This window comes from Nitrospirota bacterium, from assembly GCA_016207885.1.
GTDB lineage: Bacteria > Nitrospirota > Thermodesulfovibrionia > UBA6902 > UBA6902 > JACQZG01.
This window is the reverse complement of sequence record JACQZE010000003.1, coordinates 96,593-114,251: the sequence shown is the minus strand read 5'-3', so window position 1 is coordinate 114,251 and position 17,659 is coordinate 96,593. Positions and strand designations below refer to the sequence as shown.

Genomic DNA, 17,659 nt, shown 5'->3' with positions numbered 1-17,659 from the left:
CTCATTAGTTAGATTATTTTGCTTCCTTTTTAAGCGTCTCTGCCAGATCTGTCTTTTCCCATGTGAAGCCTTCGCCTTCCCTGCCGAAGTGCCCGTAAGCAGCGGTCGGGCTGTATATAGGCCTCAAGAGGTTGAGCATCGTGATGAGGCCGCGCGGCCTGAGGTCAAAGTGCTCTCTCACAAGAGCTATAAGTTTATCCTCAGAAACCTTGCCTGTGCCGAAGGTCTCAATGCTGATGGATATTGGTTCTGCAACGCCGATAGCGTAAGAGACCTGTATCTCGCAGCGGTCAGCAAGGCCTGCGGCAACGATATTTTTTGCCACATAACGGGTTGCATAAGCTGCAGAGCGGTCAACCTTGGAAGGGTCTTTGCCTGAGAAGGCTCCGCCGCCGTGGCGCGCAGCGCCGCCGTAAGTATCAACGATTATCTTGCGGCCTGTGACTCCGCAGTCGCCGACCGGGCCCCCGATGACGAAACGGCCGGTGGGGTTTATATGAAATTTTGTATTGGTGCTGATAAAATCCGCAGGAAGGACCGGCAGGATGATCTCATCCATAACAGCCTCTTTAAGGGTTTTGTAATCTATTTCAGGTGAATGCTGGGTCGAGAGAACTACAGCGTCAATGCCGACAGGCACATTATCCTCATAACGGAATGTTACCTGGCTCTTGGCATCCGGACGCAGCCACGGCAGTGTGCCGTTCTTGCGGACTTCGGACTGGCGGCGCATAAGCCGATGCGCGTAGGTTATAGGCGCAGGCATGAGGACGTCTGTCTCATTTGTAGCATAGCCGAACATTATGCCCTGATCGCCGGCGCCCTGCTCATGATCATTGGTCTCATCAACTCCGACGGCTATGTCAGCGGACTGTTTGTCAATGGATGTCAGAACCGCGCATGACTCCCAGTCAAAACCCATGTCCGAACTGTTGTAGCCGATACGTTTTACTGTCTGGCGCACTACGCTCTGCATGTCTACCCATGCCTTGGTAGTGATCTCACCCGAGATGATCACCATGCCTGTGTTGACAAGGGTTTCGCAAGCTACGCGGGCAGCCGGGTCCTGCTCAAATATCGCGTCAAGGATTGCGTCTGAGATCTGATCAGCGACTTTATCGGGATGTCCCTCTGATACGGACTCGGATGTGAATAAGTGACTCTTTTTCTTCATGAAAACCTCCAGTTGAGTGGGATTACCTATTAAATAATTTTTATTTGATTATTGTCAAGGCAAATGAGGGTTTTTTAATTATATTTTCTTTAATTTGATTACGGCAATATTAATGAGCTATATTAAAAATCCATCACTCTCAAGAGCGATAATTATGCTGAAAAATATAACTATCAGGAAAGCAAGGGTCCATAATCTTAAAAACATAGACCTCAGCATTCCCCGTGACCGGTTTACCGTTATCACAGGCCCTTCCGGTTCAGGAAAGTCGTCGCTGGCATTTGATACCATCTATGCAGAGGGACAGAGGCGTTATGTTGAGAGCCTCTCAGCTTATGCAAGACAATTCCTTGAGCAGCTTCAGAAGCCTGATGTGGATTCCATAGAGGGTCTCTCCCCGTCAATAGCTGTCGAGCAGAAGACAGTTGCAAAGAACCTGCGTTCCACAGTCGGGACTATCACAAAGATATATGATTATCTGAAGGTGGCCTATACGCGCATCGGCCAACTTAACTGTTACAAGTGCGGAAGCCCTATCGCAACACAGGGTGTCTCCAAGATAGTCGAATCCATAGCAGCCCTGCCCAAAGGCACGCGCATCCAGGTCCTGTCGCCTGTTGTCATAGGCCGCAAGGGGGAGCACAAAAAGGAGCTGATCGATGCGAGGAAGATGGGTTTTATAAGGGCAAGGATAGACGGCGAGATAGTTGATATTACAAAGGACCTGAAGCTTGGAAAGCACAAAAGGCACAACATAGATATTGTCATTGACAGGCTCATAATCAAGCCCGGCATTGAGAGGCATTTATCAACCGCCATCTCACATGCCGTCGAACTGAAGGATGTCGTGATCATTAATAACACGGACGATAACAATGACCTCTTCTTCAGCATGAAGCTTGCATGCCCGAAATGCGGCATAAACTATCCTGAGATCACGCCCCGCTTCTTTTCATTTAACAGCCCCTTCGGCGCATGCCCGGAGTGCAGGGGGCTCGGATATATGGATGCCGGGGAAGAGGACGATGATACCGGAAGGCTGAATATATGCCCTCAATGCAAAGGCATGAGGCTCAGGCAGGAGGCGCTTGGCGTCACACTTAACGGGCTGAATATCGGCGAACTCGTCTCCAAGCCGATCAGTGAGATAAGCCTCTTCATGGCAAAGCTTAAGCTTACCAATATGGAAGAGGCGATCATATCAAAGGTCATCAAAGAGATAAAAGAGAGGCTCGACTTTCTTGACAAGGTCGGGCTGGGATATATATCACTTAACAGGCCTGCGCTAACCTTGTCCGGCGGCGAGATACAGAGGATAAGGCTTGCGACTCAGATAGGCTCCTCGCTTTCGGGCGTACTCTATATCTTTGATGAGCCGAGCATCGGGCTTCACCCAAGAGACTGCGGCAGGTTGATCCAGAGCCTGCTGAAGTTAAGAGACCTCGGCAATACCGTAATAGTGGTCGAACATGATGAAGACACCATGCGGAGCGCGGATCATGTAATTGATATGGGGCCGGGCGCCGGTATTCATGGCGGATATGTCGTGGCAGAAGGTGATCTTAAGGATATTACCGCAAACGAGCAATCGCTGACCGGGCTTTATCTCAGGGGGAAGATGTCTATCCCTGTGCCAACTGAGAGAAGGAAGAGCAATAAATCCATCAAGGTCAAAGGCGCAAGCGAATTCAATCTGAAGAAGATAGATGTTGAATTTCCTCTCGGCATCTTCAACTGCGTGACCGGCGTGTCAGGTTCAGGCAAGAGCACGCTTGTGCTTGATATCCTGTATAACGCGCTTGCCAAACGGCTTTACTCTTCCAAAGAGAGGCCGGGAATGCACAAGAGCATAGAAGGGATAGACCTGATAGACAAGGTTATTAATATAGACCAGTCCCCGTTAGGCAGGAGCCCGCGGTCAAACCCTGCGACATACACAGGCATCTTCACCCTTATCAGGCACCTCTTTTCACAGGCGATTGACTCAAAGGTCAGAGGATACAAACCGAACAGGTTCAGCTTCAATGTCACGGGCGGCAGGTGCGAGGCATGCAAGGGCGACGGCCTTATGAAGGTGACGATGCACTTTCTTCCTGATGTATATGTTCTATGCGAAGCATGCAAGGGAGCGAGGTATAACAAAGAGACGCTTGATATAAAGTACAAGGGCAGGAATATTTCCGAGGTGCTGGATATGACGGTGTCTCAGGCGCTCGACTTCTTCGGAGCCATACCTCAATTAAAGAGCAAACTGGCAACGATAGAAAAGGTCGGGCTTGGATATATCGCGCTCGGGCAGTCCGCGACAACGCTCTCCGGCGGCGAGGCGCAGAGGATCAAGCTCTCAAAGGAACTCAGCAGGAGGGCAACAGGAAAGACGCTCTACATTCTCGATGAACCTACGACAGGGCTTCATTTTGTCGACATACATAAACTTCTTGAAGTCCTCAGAGACCTTGTGGATGCCGGCAATACGGTGATCGTGATTGAGCATAATCTTGAAGTGATAAAGAGCGCAGACCATATAATAGATCTCGGGCCTGAAGGCGGTAAAGAGGGCGGCAGGGTGGTTGCAAAAGGAACGCCTGAAGAGGTTGCAAATAATCCTAAATCACATACCGGCGTTTATTTGAAAGATAAACTTTTTGTTAATAAGGAGACATCATCGTGAACAAAGGCAAAGCATTCATGTTTGTTGTATTCTCTATCCTCCTTCTTACAGGCTGCACAAAAGAGGAGAGGGTATTCAAGAAGACCCGGACCGAGATGTTCACGACCGTCACGATAACGGTTGTGAGTGATTCTGATAAAAAGGCTGAAGAGGCGATCGATGCCGGCTTTGCCGAGATAAAGAGAATAGGCGAGCTTATAAACTATTATTCTCCAGACAGTGAGCTCACCGCGATAAACAGGGCAGCAGGAAAGAATCCTGTAAAGGTCAGCAAAGACACTCTCGACAACATTATGAAGGCGATACACATATCAGATGTAACAGCCGGAGCGTTCGATCCTGCCATCGGCCCTGTCATAAAGCTCTGGGGGTTTTCAAAGGACCCGTCCAAGCGTTTTGTCCCTGATAAAGATGCTGTCAGTAATGCGTTAAGGCTTATTGATTACAAAAAAGTGAAGATAAATGAGGCAACATCAGAAGTCTATCTCGAAGATGCGGGCATGGAGCTTGACCTCGGCGGCATCGCAAAGGGCTATGGTGCAGATAAGGCGATAGAGGTGATCAAAGCAAAAGGCATAACGGCTGCGCTTGTGGCGATAGCAGGCGATATTAAAGGTTATGGACGGAGGCCTGACGGCCAGTCATGGAGAGTAGGTGTGCAGAACCCTCGTCCTAAAACTGATAAAAAGTCCCCCACTTTAACAAAGGGGGGCGAGGGGGGATTTGATGACGATATCCTTACCGCTCTATATCTCACTGACCAGGCAGTATCAACCTCAGGCGACTACGAGAGGTTTTTTACACAGGACGGCAAGCGCTATCATCATATAATAGACCCGAAGACAGGCTTTCCTTCTGAATCACAGGCTATCAGTGTTTCTGTCATAGCGCCTCAAGGCTATATTTCTGACGGCATATCCACCGGCGTATTTGTCCTCGGCTCGCAAAAGGGAATAGCCCTTCTTGAATCAATGGGGCTTGAGGGAATAATCGTTGATGCCGATATGAAGGTCTTCATAACAAAAGGATTGAAAGGCAAGGTGGAGATTCCGGGGATGTAGGAAGGCATGGTTATTTTTCTTTTTCGATGATGGTTTTCATACTGTCAAGAAGAGCCGGGAGCTTGTCTTTAATGATCTCCCACATCATTTCATAGTCTATTCCAAAATACTCATGTGCAAGGACATTTCTGAAATCAGATATTTTGCGCCATTCTATAAACGGATATTTATCCTTTATATCTTGTGGTAGTTTGCTTGCCGCCTCACCAATAATCTCGAAGTTCCTGACGATCGCTTCAAGACGCATTGCATCTATTATGAGGCCTTCATATGGCATATCCCCTGCGTAATTCAGAATTTTGCTTGCGGAAGTGAAGATGTCTTCAAGATATAGCAGATAATTTCTACGCATAGGTTACTTCTTTAAGAATGCCCTCTTTAATCTGTGGCCTTAATGCCTTGACTGTCACCAAGTCCACTTTTCTATGAAACAGGTCTTCAAGAAAAAACTTCAGCTCCATGAAGTTATCAAAGGTCTTAGCACCTTCCTCAAAATCCACAAGAACATCAATATCGCTGTCTGGCCTCTGTTCTTCCCTTGCAAAAGACCCGAATATGCCAATTCGCTTAACGCTATATTTCTGTTTTATCAATCCTTCCTGGTTCTTTAATATGTCTATAGCATTCATTGTTAACCTCTCCTGTCTTTTGCAGTATTTTACCACATGAGGCGTTATTGTTGGATAGAATTACAGCTTCCGGTATTTCTTTATCTCCTTCACTGTGCTTATGATGTTGTCAATCACGTTTGGGGCTTTCAGGTCAAAGTAAGATACAAAGATATTCTGCGGCTCTCTCATATTATGGATATCATCTACAATGAGGCAGGGAGCTGTTGATTCTGATATGGATATCCTCCGCTAATCTTAGTGACGAGTACCACTGTACAATAACAACTTGCTGAAAACCAATTTGCATGTCTTAAGACAATACTTGCTAAAAAAGCGTCCTATGGCACTCGTTCATGTGTAGCGTGTGGTTAAGTGCGGCATTTTTTATCAATTTCAGCGCTACCCTTTAGATAACCTTCTAATAACCCCAACTTTGATAGGCGCTTCATAGGATTCCTGAACGCTGCGTCATATTTGTCGTCTTCAGAGGTTGAACACCAATGGCAATACTCCTCTTCTCCAATAATAGGTTCTCCACACTTCCCACAATAATTATCTACGGAATCAAGCTTTTCACCATCAAACTGAAAGGAGTCATTTTCCTTATTTAGAAAATAAGGAGTTATAGAGCTTCTTCCTATTTTCATTTCATAATAATCACACGATATACGCTCGGTTAGTTTCTTGCAATAGTCAACGTGCTCATCAATTGAGAAAGGTGCTGCAATTACAGATGACACACAGTCTATCGGCACATATAAAATCATATTTGAATCAGTAGTTGATACGTCTGATTGCTTCAAAATAACTCTTCTTTCACTTTCATAACTCCAACAGGAACTCTTAGTAAAATATGCATTTCCAAATGCTGCTCTCTGTAAAAGATATGTATGCCGAGGTTTTGTAGTTGTGTAAGCAAGGATCACAGCCTCAAGCTCTACTGCGTGAGGATTGTCCTTGTAGTCAACATCATCAATTGAAGTGTCGGGAAATCGCTTCGTCATGCGGCTCTCATCAATTTCAATTACAAAGCCTCTTGATTGGTGAGCGTAATGAGCCCACATTGGGATCACGTCTGGTCGTTTGGAAAAACAAGTAGTTGGAAGTTGAGGGACTTCGCCAAGAATTTCATGGTAGTAAGCAATGATTTCAGCCTCGGCTTCATACGAGTCCAGTGTCAAAAAAAGTTCGAATGGATCATTGTAATCTTTTGGATATGAGCACTTCAATCCAACATAACCCTCTTTGCTGAATGCGATTGAAAGTATCTCAGGACCAATGTATTTGTAGAGTTTCATTGTTAATCACCTAACAATTAATATACTGCCGTCCGTATTTGCTGGAATATGAATATCATAGTTGTATAAACATGAAAATACAAGCACAAAATATAGTGATTGTGTTAATCAGTTATCTTGAAAAATGTCCTTTTTGGTCTGTAATAACATGTTATTTAATATCCAAAGAATAAGACCTGCCATAAATCATCAATAATCAGATAGGTTCAGAGTTTCAGGACTTCTTGCTTCCAAGCACAAGAGGGGTTATTTACAAGTAAAGAGAAAGCTCCGCTTTGCCACAAAACCTGCTTCATTCACCTTGCCCAAAACCTTTTTTCTTAGGTATACTTCATGGTCAGGATTACAATCATGTAAAAGGCCCTATCCATATACAGGAGAATCATCGATGTCCCTTTTTGGCGAACTCTTTATCAGCGAGTTATTGAATAAACCGGTTCTTGACCCAAAAGGGGACGAACTCGGCAGGGTCTCTGACTTTGTCGTGATAAAGGGGGAGCATCTCCCCAAGGTATCAGCCCTCATACTCAACAAGAAGGACAAGCTCCGCCTCGAATGGGATGAGCTGAGCATATTCAACAAGAGCGTAATATCTTCAAAGATATATTCCCCCCATGTAAAATCTTATGTATCGTCAGAGGACGACCTGCTTATCGTGCGGGACATATTTGACAAGCAGATAGTTGACGCTGACGGGGCCAAGGTCGTGAGGGTCAATGACGTCAAGCTTGAAGGAAAGCATTATATGGCATGGCTTGCCGCTGTTGATGTGGGGATGAGCGGGATACTGAGGCGCCTCGGGATAGAGCGGAGGAGCGAGAGCATCTACAGGCTCTTCGGGAAGACGCTTTCGCAAAACCTCATAGGCTGGGGATATTTACAGCCGCTTGAGCCGAGGCTTACCAAGATATCTCTGACAGTGCCGCGCCAGATGCTTTCAGAACTTCATCCTGCTGATATCGCCGATATCATCAACAGCATTTCACAGAAGGACGGGGCGAGCTTTTTCAATGACCTTGACATAGAGACCGCTGCTGAGGCGCTCGCGGAGCTTCAGCCTGAGATGCAGGCGGATATCATCAACTCCATGGACACTGAGAAGGCCGCTGACATTATCGAAGAGATGCCGCCTGACGAAGCTGCCGACGTCCTGAGCGACCTGCCCAAGGAGAGGGCCGATGAGATACTCGAACATGTTGAGAAAGAAGAGGCTGAAGATATTCAGGAACTGCTCATGCATGAAGAGGACACCGCCGGCGGGCTCATGACAAACGACTTTATCTCCTATCCCCCGGATATAACGGTCCGGGAGGCGACCGAACGGTTCAGGACCGAGGCGCAGGAGGCTGAGAATGTATATTATCTCTACATCGTTGACAAAGAGGAAAAGCTGCAGGGCGTTGCATCTCTGAGGGAGGTGCTCATCGCTGACAATGACTCTTATCTTGCGGACATTATGGAGACCAATCTCAAGACCGTCGCGCCCGGCGAGGATGAGATGGCCGTCGCCGAGATCATCTCGAAATATAACCTGCTCGCCCTGCCCGTTGTGGATGAGAACGGATATATGCACGGCATTATCACGGTTGACGACATAGTTGACATCCTTCTGCCGCCGGCTTCGAAGAAGAAGAGGCGGAGAGTTTGAAGATCCGCAGGAACATCCTCTTTTTTCTGAGCGTCATGGGGCCGGGCATCATCACCGCTAACATTGACAATGACGCCAGCGGCATAACCACTTATTCGGTGGCAGGCGCGCGTTTCGGATACGCCCTGCTCTGGACGCTGCTGCCCACGACAGTCGCTCTCGTGGTGATACAGGAGACGATAGCGCGCATGGGCGTTGTGACAGGCAAAGGGCTTTCCGACCTGATCCGTGAGAACTTCGGGGTCAAGGCGGCTTTTTATATGATGTTAGGCCTTTTTGTCGCGAACTTCGGCAATACCGTCGCTAATCTTGCGGGCTGGGCAGCCAGCATGGAGATCCTCGGTTTCAGCAAATTCATCATGGTGCCTGTCGGGGCGCTCTCGATCTGGATACTCGTCACCAAGGGGAGCTACCGGCTGGTCGAGAAGATACTTCTTTTTGCCTGCCTTATTTATTTCGGATATGTTGTTTCCGGCTTTATGGCACAGCCTGAATGGGGGCCGGTGCTGAAGAGCGCCGTCATTCCCCAGATGCGGTGGGATTCGGAATACATCATGCTCAGCATCGCCATCATCGGAACCACTATCACGCCCTGGATGCAGTTCTATCTCCAGTCTTCGATAGCTGAGAAGGGCATCAAGAAAAGACAGTACAAGGCGATGCGGCTTGATGTCATCATCGGATGCTCCATAACGGATATCATCAGCTTCTTTATTATCGTTACATGCGGGGCATTGCTCTTTCCGCACGGCATACGGGTCACCGAGGCGTCAGAGGCCGCGCTCGCGCTGAAGCCGCTTGCCGGAGAGTACGCGTACCTGATCTTCGCCTTATGCCTTGCGAACGCCTCTCTGCTCGGCGCGATCATAGTGCCTCTTGCCACGGCTTACTATGTCTGCGAGGCGATGGGATGGGAGGCAGGCGTCAACAAGACGTTCAGCGAGGCGCCGCAGTTCATGTGGATATATACGATGACCATAGCCCTGGCATCGCTTGTTATCATGATCCCGGGTGCGCCGCTTGTCCTTCTCATGGTGCTCTCAGCTGTGCTTAACGGGCTACTGCTTCCGTTTGTGCTGGTCTTTGCCCTGCTGCTTGTGAACAACAAGAAGCTCATGGGCGAATACAGTAATTCCAGGGCCTGGAATTACATCTCATGGGCAACTGTCATAACGATAATAGGATTGACATCGTTTCTTGTTATAACAACAATAATGCCGCTCAATGTGTAGCAGGCCGGGAATCTGATATGTTCTTTGGTTTATAATTGAAACTATAGGAGATAACATGGTAAAAACGATAGAGATGGTTGACGGTGTAGTCATGATGCTTGACCAGAGCATACTGCCGCACGAGGTCAGTTATATAAGATGCACTGACTACATGATGGTGGCGGAAGGCATCAAGAAGCTCTGGATACGCGGAGCCCCGGCGATAGGGATAGCAGCTGCCATGGGGATAGCACAGGGCGCGCGTGAGATAAAGGCGGCCGGTTTTGATGATTTCATGAAAGAGCTGCAGACGGTCTTTGATACGCTCCTTGCCACAAGGCCGACGGCCGTCAATATTCACTGGTCTGTCGAGAGGGTGAAGAGGCTTTTGAATGAGAACAAGAAAAGGCCGGTTGATGAGCTTAAAGAGCTGCTGGTCGCAGAGGCGAACAAGGTGCTTGAAGAGGATATTGAGATAAACAAGACGATAGGCAGATACGGCAATCAATTCATAAAGGACGGCGATACGATAATCACGCATTGCAACGCAGGGTCGCTTGCGACCGGCGGTTACGGCACCGCTACCGGGCCGATACGCGTCGCGCATGAATCCGGAAAAAAGATACAGGTCATTGCAGATGAGACAAGGCCTGTGCTTCAGGGCGCCCGGCTTACTGCATGGGAGCTGATGCAGGATAATATCCCGGTGACGCTTATCAGCGACAACACAGCCGGAGCCATCATGCAGAGGGGCGAGATAGACCTTGCGATAGTCGGCACCGACCGCACCGCGGCAAACGGGGACGTTGCCAACAAGATAGGGACATACTCACTGGCGGTGTTATGCAAAGAGCACGGCATACCGTTCTATGTAGCAGCGCCTACAAGCAGCATTGATTTTTCCATGGCAACCGGAGCGGAGATACCTATCGAGGAACGCGGCTCTGAAGAGGTGACGAATATATTCGGATGCAGGATAGCCCCTGAAGGCGTAAGGGTCAGGAATATAGCATTTGATGTGACGCCTGCCAAATATATAACAGCCATAATCACGGAGAAGGGGGTCTTCAGGCCTGAGAACCTTCACATGATAAATGAACCCGGAACCGACCTGGATAAATTCAGGTTCAAACCCTAACCATATGAAGATCAAGGAAGTCTGCGCATACTATAAAAAAGACCTGGATTCTGCCGAAGATTCTATCAACGGGATGTTCATGGCTGTTGCGCCTGCCATATCAGAGATAGGGCAATATATGCTTACCGGAGGCGGAAAGCGCATCAGGCCCTTACTGGCGATACTCAGCTCAAGGATATTTAATTACCACGGGGAGAAGGCCTATGTCCTTGCGTGCAGCGTTGAGTCTATACATACCGCGTCACTGCTGCATGATGACATAGTTGATGACGCGAGCGTAAGAAGGGGGAGGCCGCCCGCACACTCTGTCTGGGGAGACAAGCTCACCATACTTGTGGGCGATTATCTTTATACCAACGCCATGAGGGTCGCAAGCTCGCTCGGCAACCAGAGGATAATGGACGCGCTCTCAGGCGCCACAGCCAAGATGTCAGAGGGCGAGGTGCTGCAGCTCGGCATCAAAGGTGATTTTGATATTTCAGAGTCGGAGTATATGGAGATAATAAAGGACAAGACCGCGATACTCATATCTTCCATATGCCTGAGCGGGGCCATCCTCGGCAAAGCATCAAAGAAGCAGGAGGATGCCATGGCAGGATACGGCCTGAAACTCGGGCTGGCGTTTCAGATCGCTGACGATGTCCTTGATTACATGGCGGAGGAGAAGGCGCTCGGGAAGAGCCTCGGCAAAGACCTTGAAGAGGGCAAGATAACGCTTCCGCTCATCTATCTGCTCAAAAGCTCGACCGATGAAGAGGCTGAAAAGGTGAAGTCCATCATAAGGGCTGAGAAGATGTTCAGGTCAGACCTTTCCTATATAACCGGGCTGCTTGAGAAGTATAAATGCATTGAGAAGTCATATGAAAAGGCAAACAGCATAATCAACGAGGCAAAGGCAGAGCTTGATATCTTTGATGACTCGATGGAGAAGACCTCGCTGATAACCATAGCTGAGTACGCGTTAAAGAGAGAAAAATAGTGCATCCGCTTGTGAAGCTCGCAAAAGAGACGATTGCGAAGTATGTCATAGACAGGGAGATTATCGCCCCTCCTGTAGAACCTCCCCTTGAGATGAAAGATAAGGCAGGCGTCTTTGTCTCCCTCAAGATGCACGGTGAACTGAGAGGCTGCATAGGCACATTCTCTCCCACAACTGAGAATGTCGCCAAAGAGATAATCCAGAATGCGATAAGCGCCGCAACGCAGGATCCGAGGTTTCCGCCGGTAGATCCCTCAGAACTCGATGAGATAGTTTATTCAGTTGACGTGCTCTCAGCGCCTGAGATTGTAAAAAACAGAAAAGACCTTGATGCTAAAAGATACGGAGTTATCGTAAAGCGCGGAAACCGTCGCGGGCTTCTGCTTCCTGATCTTGAGGGTGTTGATACGGTTGAGGAACAGTTAGATATAGCTTGCAGGAAGGCCGGTATATCCAAGGGTGAGGAGATCGAGATTTACAGGTTTGAAGTCAAGAGGTATAAATAGCAATTACTCTCTTTCCCACTTCCCGCTCTTGCCGCCGCTCTTTTTCATGAGCATGATGTCTGAGATCACCATTCCCTTATCAACCGCCTTGCACATATCATAAATTGTAAGAGCAGCGGTTGAGGCCGCAACAAGAGCTTCCATCTCAACGCCTGTCTCTCCCTTGCACTTTGCCTTTGCCTCGATATTTATACGGTTCTTCTTCTTGTCGATCTTAAAATCAACGCTGACAGTGCTGAGGTTTATCTGATGGCAGAGAGGGATGATATCGCATGTCTTTTTGGCAGCCATGATACCGGCAAGCCTCGCAGCCTCAAGCACATTACCCTTTGTTATCTTTCCGTCGGTGACCAGCTTAAGCGTCTCTTTCTTCATATTTACAGCGCCGGACGCAACCGCTTCTCTGAGAGTTATATTTTTTCCTGAAACATCGACCATCTTCATCCTGCCTTCTTCGTCTATATGAGTAAGTTTCTTCATCTATAAAATCTCCTCAAGAATTTCAACGGCATCCTGAACGCACTTAAGGCATTTTGTATGCACATCCTTGCGCTCACCGGATGAGAGCCTGCCTATGGTCTTTATATCAAGACCGATAATATCCCTGCAAATAGTAGAGCTGCTGAGCGACCGGAACTTTTCGACAAACTCATTTACAAGCCCGTGAACCTTCTCCTTCGTCTTTTTATCCGCAGGATCAGTTGCGCCGTGCTTCAGACCGATGACCATTAACGCGCCAGTGACAGCGCCGCAGGTATCCCCCATCTTGCCCATGCCTCCGGCAAACGGGCTCCCGAGCTTAAGCGATGTATCACGGTCAATCCCCGTAACATCATCGAATGCCGCTAAAACCGACTGGGAACAGTCATAACCTTTTTTGAAAAGCGATGTAGCGGTATCTGTTCTGTTCATGGGTTTATGATAAACGTTTGAAGTAAAAATTTCGAGTGGGAAAGGATGATTATATTAACGCCCCCGGCTTCGCCACCCCCTCTTAACCTAAGACCAACAGTAGGTGCCCTTAAGCAGGGGGCAGGGGGAGTTACTAAAATATCGATACCTTGCCATACTCACCATCAAATCCCGGCACGACCTTGATATCACCGCTCCTCACTCTCTTTATACCTTCTGCTATTTTTCCATCCGCGATAACGCCTATCTCATCTTCTCCAAGCTCAAGAAGGATATCGAATTCAGTATGTATAGAGACGAGCCTTTCATATTCGGCTTTAACCTTTTTTGTATTCACTCCCTGTCCAAACGCCCCGGCTATGATCTCGACAAGAGGTACAAGGTGTTTTGAAGGTATCGCATTATTAGGCACAAAACCCTCGTCCCTGTCGGCAAGTTCGTCAACCCTGTTGGTTACGCCTATGACAAGAGGCTTTTTGCAGACAGGGCAGATGCCTTTATGCTTCTTTGTCTCAGCCGGTGAGAATGATATTCCGCATATTCTGTGTCCGTCATAGTGGTACTTGCCCTCTTCAGGGAAGAACTCAACTGTATAGAGAAAACGATTCCGGTCTTTTTTCTTTATCGTATCAATGACATCGTAATAATCCATATTGCAGTCAAAGACGTTCGCCTCTCTTCCTAATTTGGCTGGTGAATGCGCATCTGAATTTGATAAGAGAGTAATATTATCAAGCGCAGATAGCCTCCAGTTCATCTCAGGGTCTGAGGAGAGCCCTGTCTCGATCGCATAGATGTATTTCGAGTATTCTTCAAAACACTCTTCTATCGAGTCAAAGCCTGACTTGCTGCCGAAGATGGAGAACCACGGCGTCCATGCGTGCGCAGGCACAAAGAGGCAGTCTTCAGATATGTCGAGGATCATCTTCAGCAGTTCTTTGGCTGATATGCCGAGTATCGGCCTTCCGTCTGACTTGATGTTGCCTCGTTTATCCAATACGCTGTTTATCTTTTCAACCACTTCGATGCCCGGTGCGAAGACAAGGTTGTGGATCTTCCTTACCTTTCCTCCCTGCTTGTAGATGCTGCTTATCTCTGCGGTGAGCATGAAGTTCACTGACGGCTCTTTTTCTGTCGCGTATAAACCGTTGCCGAGCGGCTTCAGGTCTTTCTTCAGTTCCTTGAGATATTCAGGATGTGTGAAATCACCTGTAGCAAGCAGGTTTATCCCTTTCTTCTTTGCCCAGAGAGCCATAAGGTTGGCGTTCATATCCCTGCTCGTGGCGCGGCTGTAGCCGGAATGAACATGAAGGTCGGCGATGATTTTCGGCATAGTGAGATATTATACTTGAATCGCAGTTCTAACAAATTCAGAGCTATAAACTGTGATCATATTGTTATTCATTTTCTTCATCCTGAATGTTCAATCCAGGCAGGCAGATTCTTGACTTTATGTATATTGAATGATAAATAACTTATATAATATCAGGCATATTGAGAGTGACAATTTATATGATGCCTGAAGGTCAATGGAGGCGGAATGAGCGGGGCGAAAACCAAGATCCTTGTTGTTGAAGACGAAAGCGTAGTTGCAATGCATATAGCAAACAGTCTTGAGAAATTGGGATATGAACCTGTCGCAGTTGTAGCGTCAGGCGAACAGGCTATAATAAAAGCCGAAGAAACGCGGCCGGACCTGATATTGATGGACATCGTGTTAAAAGGTGATATGGACGGGGTAGAGGCAGCAAAACAGATACGGGAAAAATTCAATATCCCTGTAATTTATCTGACCGCCTACGCTGATGACGCTATACTGGGCAGGGCGAAGCTGACCGAGCCTTTAGGTTATATAATCAAACCATTTACTGAGAGGGAATTGAGATCAGCCATCGAGATCGCACTTTACAAGAATGAGATGGAGACCAAATTAAGAAAGATGGAGCGCTGGCTCTCTGTCACGCTGCGGAGCATAGGCGACGGCGTCATAGCCACTGACCATGAAATGCGCGTCACATTCATTAACAAAGTTGCCGAGGACATGACAGGATGGAAGCAGGAAGATGTTATCGGGAAAAAACTGGCTGAAATATTCAGCGTACGTGGCAAGGAGATCAATGAGAAGGAAGCGGTTGAAAGGCTTTTGATGGAGAAGGTATTAAAAGAAGGCATCATTATGAACTTTATGGAAGACAACATACTTTTTACCAAAGACAGAAGAGAGATATCCGTCTCAGACAGCATTGCGCCCATCAGGGAAGAAGACCGTATCCCCGGCATCGTCATAGTCTTCCGTGACATGACCGGCAGCAGCAAGAAGTGTTGAATTGCCTGAAGTAAAAGGAGAAAGGATGTTTATTAGAGCCGGTTTTGTTTTATTGACAGCCTTGTTTATCTGTTCAACTTCCTTTGCCTTTGAAGTTGCGGCGCTCAAAACAGAAACTGCGGAAGAACTGCTGATGTTCTTTGAAGAAGAAGAGCTTGTTATCGCCACAAGGCATGAAACCCCGGTTCGAAAGGCGCCCGCGATAGCAACTGTCATCACAGCGAAAGAGATACGGGATATGGGCGCAAGGAATTTAATGGATGTATTAAAGACGGTCCCGGGTTTCGGGATATCAATAAGTGAGCAGGGTTCATATATGCTTGAGGTAAGGGGCATCAGGTCTTCATTATCCGAAAAAGTCCTTATGATGATAGACGGGCACTCTCTCAACAAAAACTTTGTCGGCTCTTCCTTCCGTCATCATTTTGAAGACCTTCCGGTTGAGAACATCAAACAGATCGAGATCGTCAGAGGCCCGAGTTCAGCGCTTTATGGAGCAAATGCCTTTGTGTCGGTCATAAACATCATCACAAAAGATGCAGAGAACATAGACGGCCTTCAGTTGACCGCCAAGAGCGGCAGTTTTGGCACGGAACAATACAATCTGCTCGGCGGAAAGTCATTAACAAAGGATCTCAAGGTCTCAGGAAGCCTCGATTATTACAGAACCGACGGAGCTGAACTGAGGATAGAAAAGGACAGCACCTTTGGAACACCATGGGCAGCATCTCCCGGAGACACAGAACTGGGGCTTGATAAAACAGACTTCTTCCTCAAAGCATCATATGGCGATCTCTTATACAGGGGACACTATATGGCCAAGAAAAAGGACTTCTATATCGGTTTTGCTTCCGCTCTCACAGATGACAACGATTTTGAAATTGAAAACTACTGGCATGAGTTAAGCTATGGCGCTCCGGTCACGGAAAATCTTTCCCTTAATATTAAAGTGTTTTTTGATCACTACGAACAGAAGGGAACGATTGAGCTGATGCCCGAGGGATTTCTTGTCGGTGTAATACCGGGAGGATTTCCTGACGGGCTGATCGGCGGCCCTAACCTGAAGAACGGCACATGGGGAGGCGAGGCCATGCTGGATTACGATATGTTCGATAATAATCACCTCATAGCCGGCGCGCTGTACGAAAGAATGAGGCAGTACGACGTCAAGCGGATCTCCAATTACGCGCCTGCGACCCTTATCGTTCCTGTGCCCACTCCCCTGCCGGGAGGGGTGCAGGACACGTCGTCTACAGCAGGGATAAACTGGAACAGGGATGCGAAGCGTGAAATATGGGCCTTTTATATTCAGGACGAATGGGAAATAACAGATGATCTGAACTTAACGACGGGTGTGCGTCATGATCATTACAGCGAGATAGGCGGCACTACAAACCCGAGGATCGGGATTGTGTGGGCCTTTTTAAATAATGCTGATTTGAAGCTGCTCTACGGCCGGGCATTCAGGGCCCCGGATTTCGGCGAACTTTATACTGAAAATAATATAGCTGCCACAGGCAGTACAGACCTGGACCCTGAAACGATACAGACCTATGAAGCAGGTTTGAGTTTCAGGCCCGCGCACACTCTCGATATTGACCTGAATTATTTTCATAACGAGATTAAAGATCTGATAGTTCTGGACAAGTCCAACATGCCCTATCTATTTACAAATGGAGGGGGCGCCGAGGTTGAAGGGGTTGAGCTTGTATTGAGAGGCCGGTATACTGCGGACAATTACTGGAACCTGTCTTACACCTATCAGAATCCGGCGGACTCCGGCACAGGCGACAGACTGCCCGATGTGCCCATGCATCGCGCATCGGGAAGCTTGAATTACGGGCTTACGGAATATCTGAATCTGCACACAGATGTATTGTGGACCGGCGAACGGTCAAGGCCTGAAGGCGACACGAGAGGCCCTGTAGCTACTTACACGACAGTTGACCTTGCGCTTACCTTAAAGAATTTCTACAGGACACTTGAGATACAGGGAACAGTTCATAATCTGTTTGACGAAGAATATGAAGACCCTGACACATCAGGTGCATCACAGCTTGTCCCCGGCGATTTTCCGAGGGAAGGGATTTCAGGAATGATAACCGCAAGCTATAAATATTGATG

At 47.8% G+C, this 17,659-nt stretch carries 16 protein-coding genes; 9 read left to right on the top strand and 7 right to left on the bottom strand.

The annotated features are described in order from the left end of the window. Positions 1-13 precede the first annotated feature (13 nt). Complete coding sequence (locus HY807_00585; protein MBI4824906.1) at positions 14-1,174, bottom strand: methionine adenosyltransferase; 1,161 nt, start codon at positions 1,172-1,174, stop codon at positions 14-16. A gap of 154 nt (positions 1,175-1,328) precedes the next feature. Between HY807_00585 and uvrA the strand changes: the two genes are divergently transcribed. Together uvrA and HY807_00575 are read left to right on the top strand one after the other, a co-directional pair. Then, positions 1,329-3,845 carry an excinuclease ABC subunit UvrA gene (uvrA, locus tag HY807_00580; protein MBI4824905.1) on the top strand — a complete coding sequence of 839 codons (2,517 nt, stop codon included), beginning with the start codon at positions 1,329-1,331 and terminating at the stop codon, positions 3,843-3,845. Continuing rightward, a complete protein-coding gene (locus HY807_00575) occupies positions 3,842-4,906 on the top strand; it encodes an FAD:protein FMN transferase (GenBank protein ID MBI4824904.1) in 1,065 nt (354 codons plus the stop codon). The genes uvrA and HY807_00575 overlap by 4 nt, the downstream gene beginning before the upstream one ends. A gap of 10 nt (positions 4,907-4,916) precedes the next feature. Here the strand turns inward: HY807_00575 and HY807_00570 are convergent, their stop codons facing one another. From HY807_00570 to HY807_00560, 3 genes are all read right to left on the bottom strand, one after another. Continuing rightward, positions 4,917-5,258, bottom strand: a complete 342-nt coding sequence (locus tag HY807_00570) for a DUF86 domain-containing protein (protein MBI4824903.1) — start codon at positions 5,256-5,258, stop codon at positions 4,917-4,919. Next, a complete protein-coding gene (locus HY807_00565; protein ID MBI4824902.1) occupies positions 5,251-5,535 on the bottom strand; it encodes a nucleotidyltransferase family protein in 285 nt (94 codons plus the stop codon). Before HY807_00565 ends, HY807_00570 begins: the two co-directional genes overlap by 8 nt. A 350-nt stretch (positions 5,536-5,885) precedes the next feature. Continuing rightward, positions 5,886-6,815 carry a DUF2971 domain-containing protein gene (locus HY807_00560; protein ID MBI4824901.1) on the bottom strand — a complete coding sequence of 310 codons (930 nt, stop codon included), beginning with the start codon at positions 6,813-6,815 and terminating at the stop codon, positions 5,886-5,888. Positions 6,816-7,203: 388 nt separating this feature from the next. On the opposite strand from HY807_00560, the gene HY807_00555 reads away from it, so the two are divergent. From HY807_00555 to amrA, 5 genes are read left to right on the top strand one after another with little or no spacing between them, the layout of a single operon-like run. After that, complete coding sequence (locus HY807_00555; GenBank protein MBI4824900.1) at positions 7,204-8,463, top strand: magnesium transporter; 1,260 nt, start codon at positions 7,204-7,206, stop codon at positions 8,461-8,463. A 35-nt stretch (positions 8,464-8,498) separates the two neighbouring features. Then, a complete protein-coding gene (locus tag HY807_00550) occupies positions 8,499-9,695 on the top strand; it encodes an Nramp family divalent metal transporter (protein ID MBI4824899.1) in 1,197 nt (398 codons plus the stop codon). Positions 9,696-9,750: 55 nt separating this feature from the next. After that, on the top strand, positions 9,751-10,812 hold the full coding sequence (gene mtnA, locus HY807_00545) for an S-methyl-5-thioribose-1-phosphate isomerase (protein MBI4824898.1): 1,062 nt from the start codon (positions 9,751-9,753) through the stop codon (positions 10,810-10,812). Positions 10,813-10,816: 4 nt separating this feature from the next. Beyond that, positions 10,817-11,791, top strand: coding sequence for a polyprenyl synthetase family protein (locus HY807_00540; protein ID MBI4824897.1), 975 nt, complete (start codon positions 10,817-10,819; stop codon positions 11,789-11,791). Next, positions 11,791-12,297: an AmmeMemoRadiSam system protein A gene (gene amrA, locus HY807_00535; protein MBI4824896.1), complete on the top strand. Its 507-nt coding sequence runs from the start codon at positions 11,791-11,793 to the stop codon at positions 12,295-12,297. Before HY807_00540 ends, amrA begins: the two co-directional genes overlap by 1 nt. Positions 12,298-12,300: 3 nt before the next feature. On the opposite strand, the gene moaC is transcribed toward amrA, so the two are convergent. The 3 genes from moaC to HY807_00520 all read right to left on the bottom strand — a co-directional run bounded on the left by moaC (position 12,301) and on the right by HY807_00520 (position 14,542). Then, a complete protein-coding gene (gene moaC / locus HY807_00530; protein MBI4824895.1) occupies positions 12,301-12,777 on the bottom strand; it encodes a cyclic pyranopterin monophosphate synthase MoaC in 477 nt (158 codons plus the stop codon). Further along, positions 12,778-13,209 carry a C_GCAxxG_C_C family protein gene (locus HY807_00525; GenBank protein ID MBI4824894.1) on the bottom strand — a complete coding sequence of 144 codons (432 nt, stop codon included), beginning with the start codon at positions 13,207-13,209 and terminating at the stop codon, positions 12,778-12,780. Between the two features lie 133 nt (positions 13,210-13,342). Next, positions 13,343-14,542, bottom strand: a complete 1,200-nt coding sequence (locus HY807_00520; protein ID MBI4824893.1) for a DNA helicase UvrD — start codon at positions 14,540-14,542, stop codon at positions 13,343-13,345. 207 nt (positions 14,543-14,749) lie between these two features. Between HY807_00520 and HY807_00515 the strand changes: the two genes are divergently transcribed. Together HY807_00515 and HY807_00510 are read left to right on the top strand one after the other, a co-directional pair. After that, positions 14,750-15,535 carry a response regulator gene (locus HY807_00515; protein ID MBI4824892.1) on the top strand — a complete coding sequence of 262 codons (786 nt, stop codon included), beginning with the start codon at positions 14,750-14,752 and terminating at the stop codon, positions 15,533-15,535. Between the two features lie 25 nt (positions 15,536-15,560). Beyond that, positions 15,561-17,657, top strand: coding sequence for a TonB-dependent receptor (locus HY807_00510; protein MBI4824891.1), 2,097 nt, complete (start codon positions 15,561-15,563; stop codon positions 17,655-17,657). Positions 17,658-17,659: the final 2 nt, after the last annotated feature.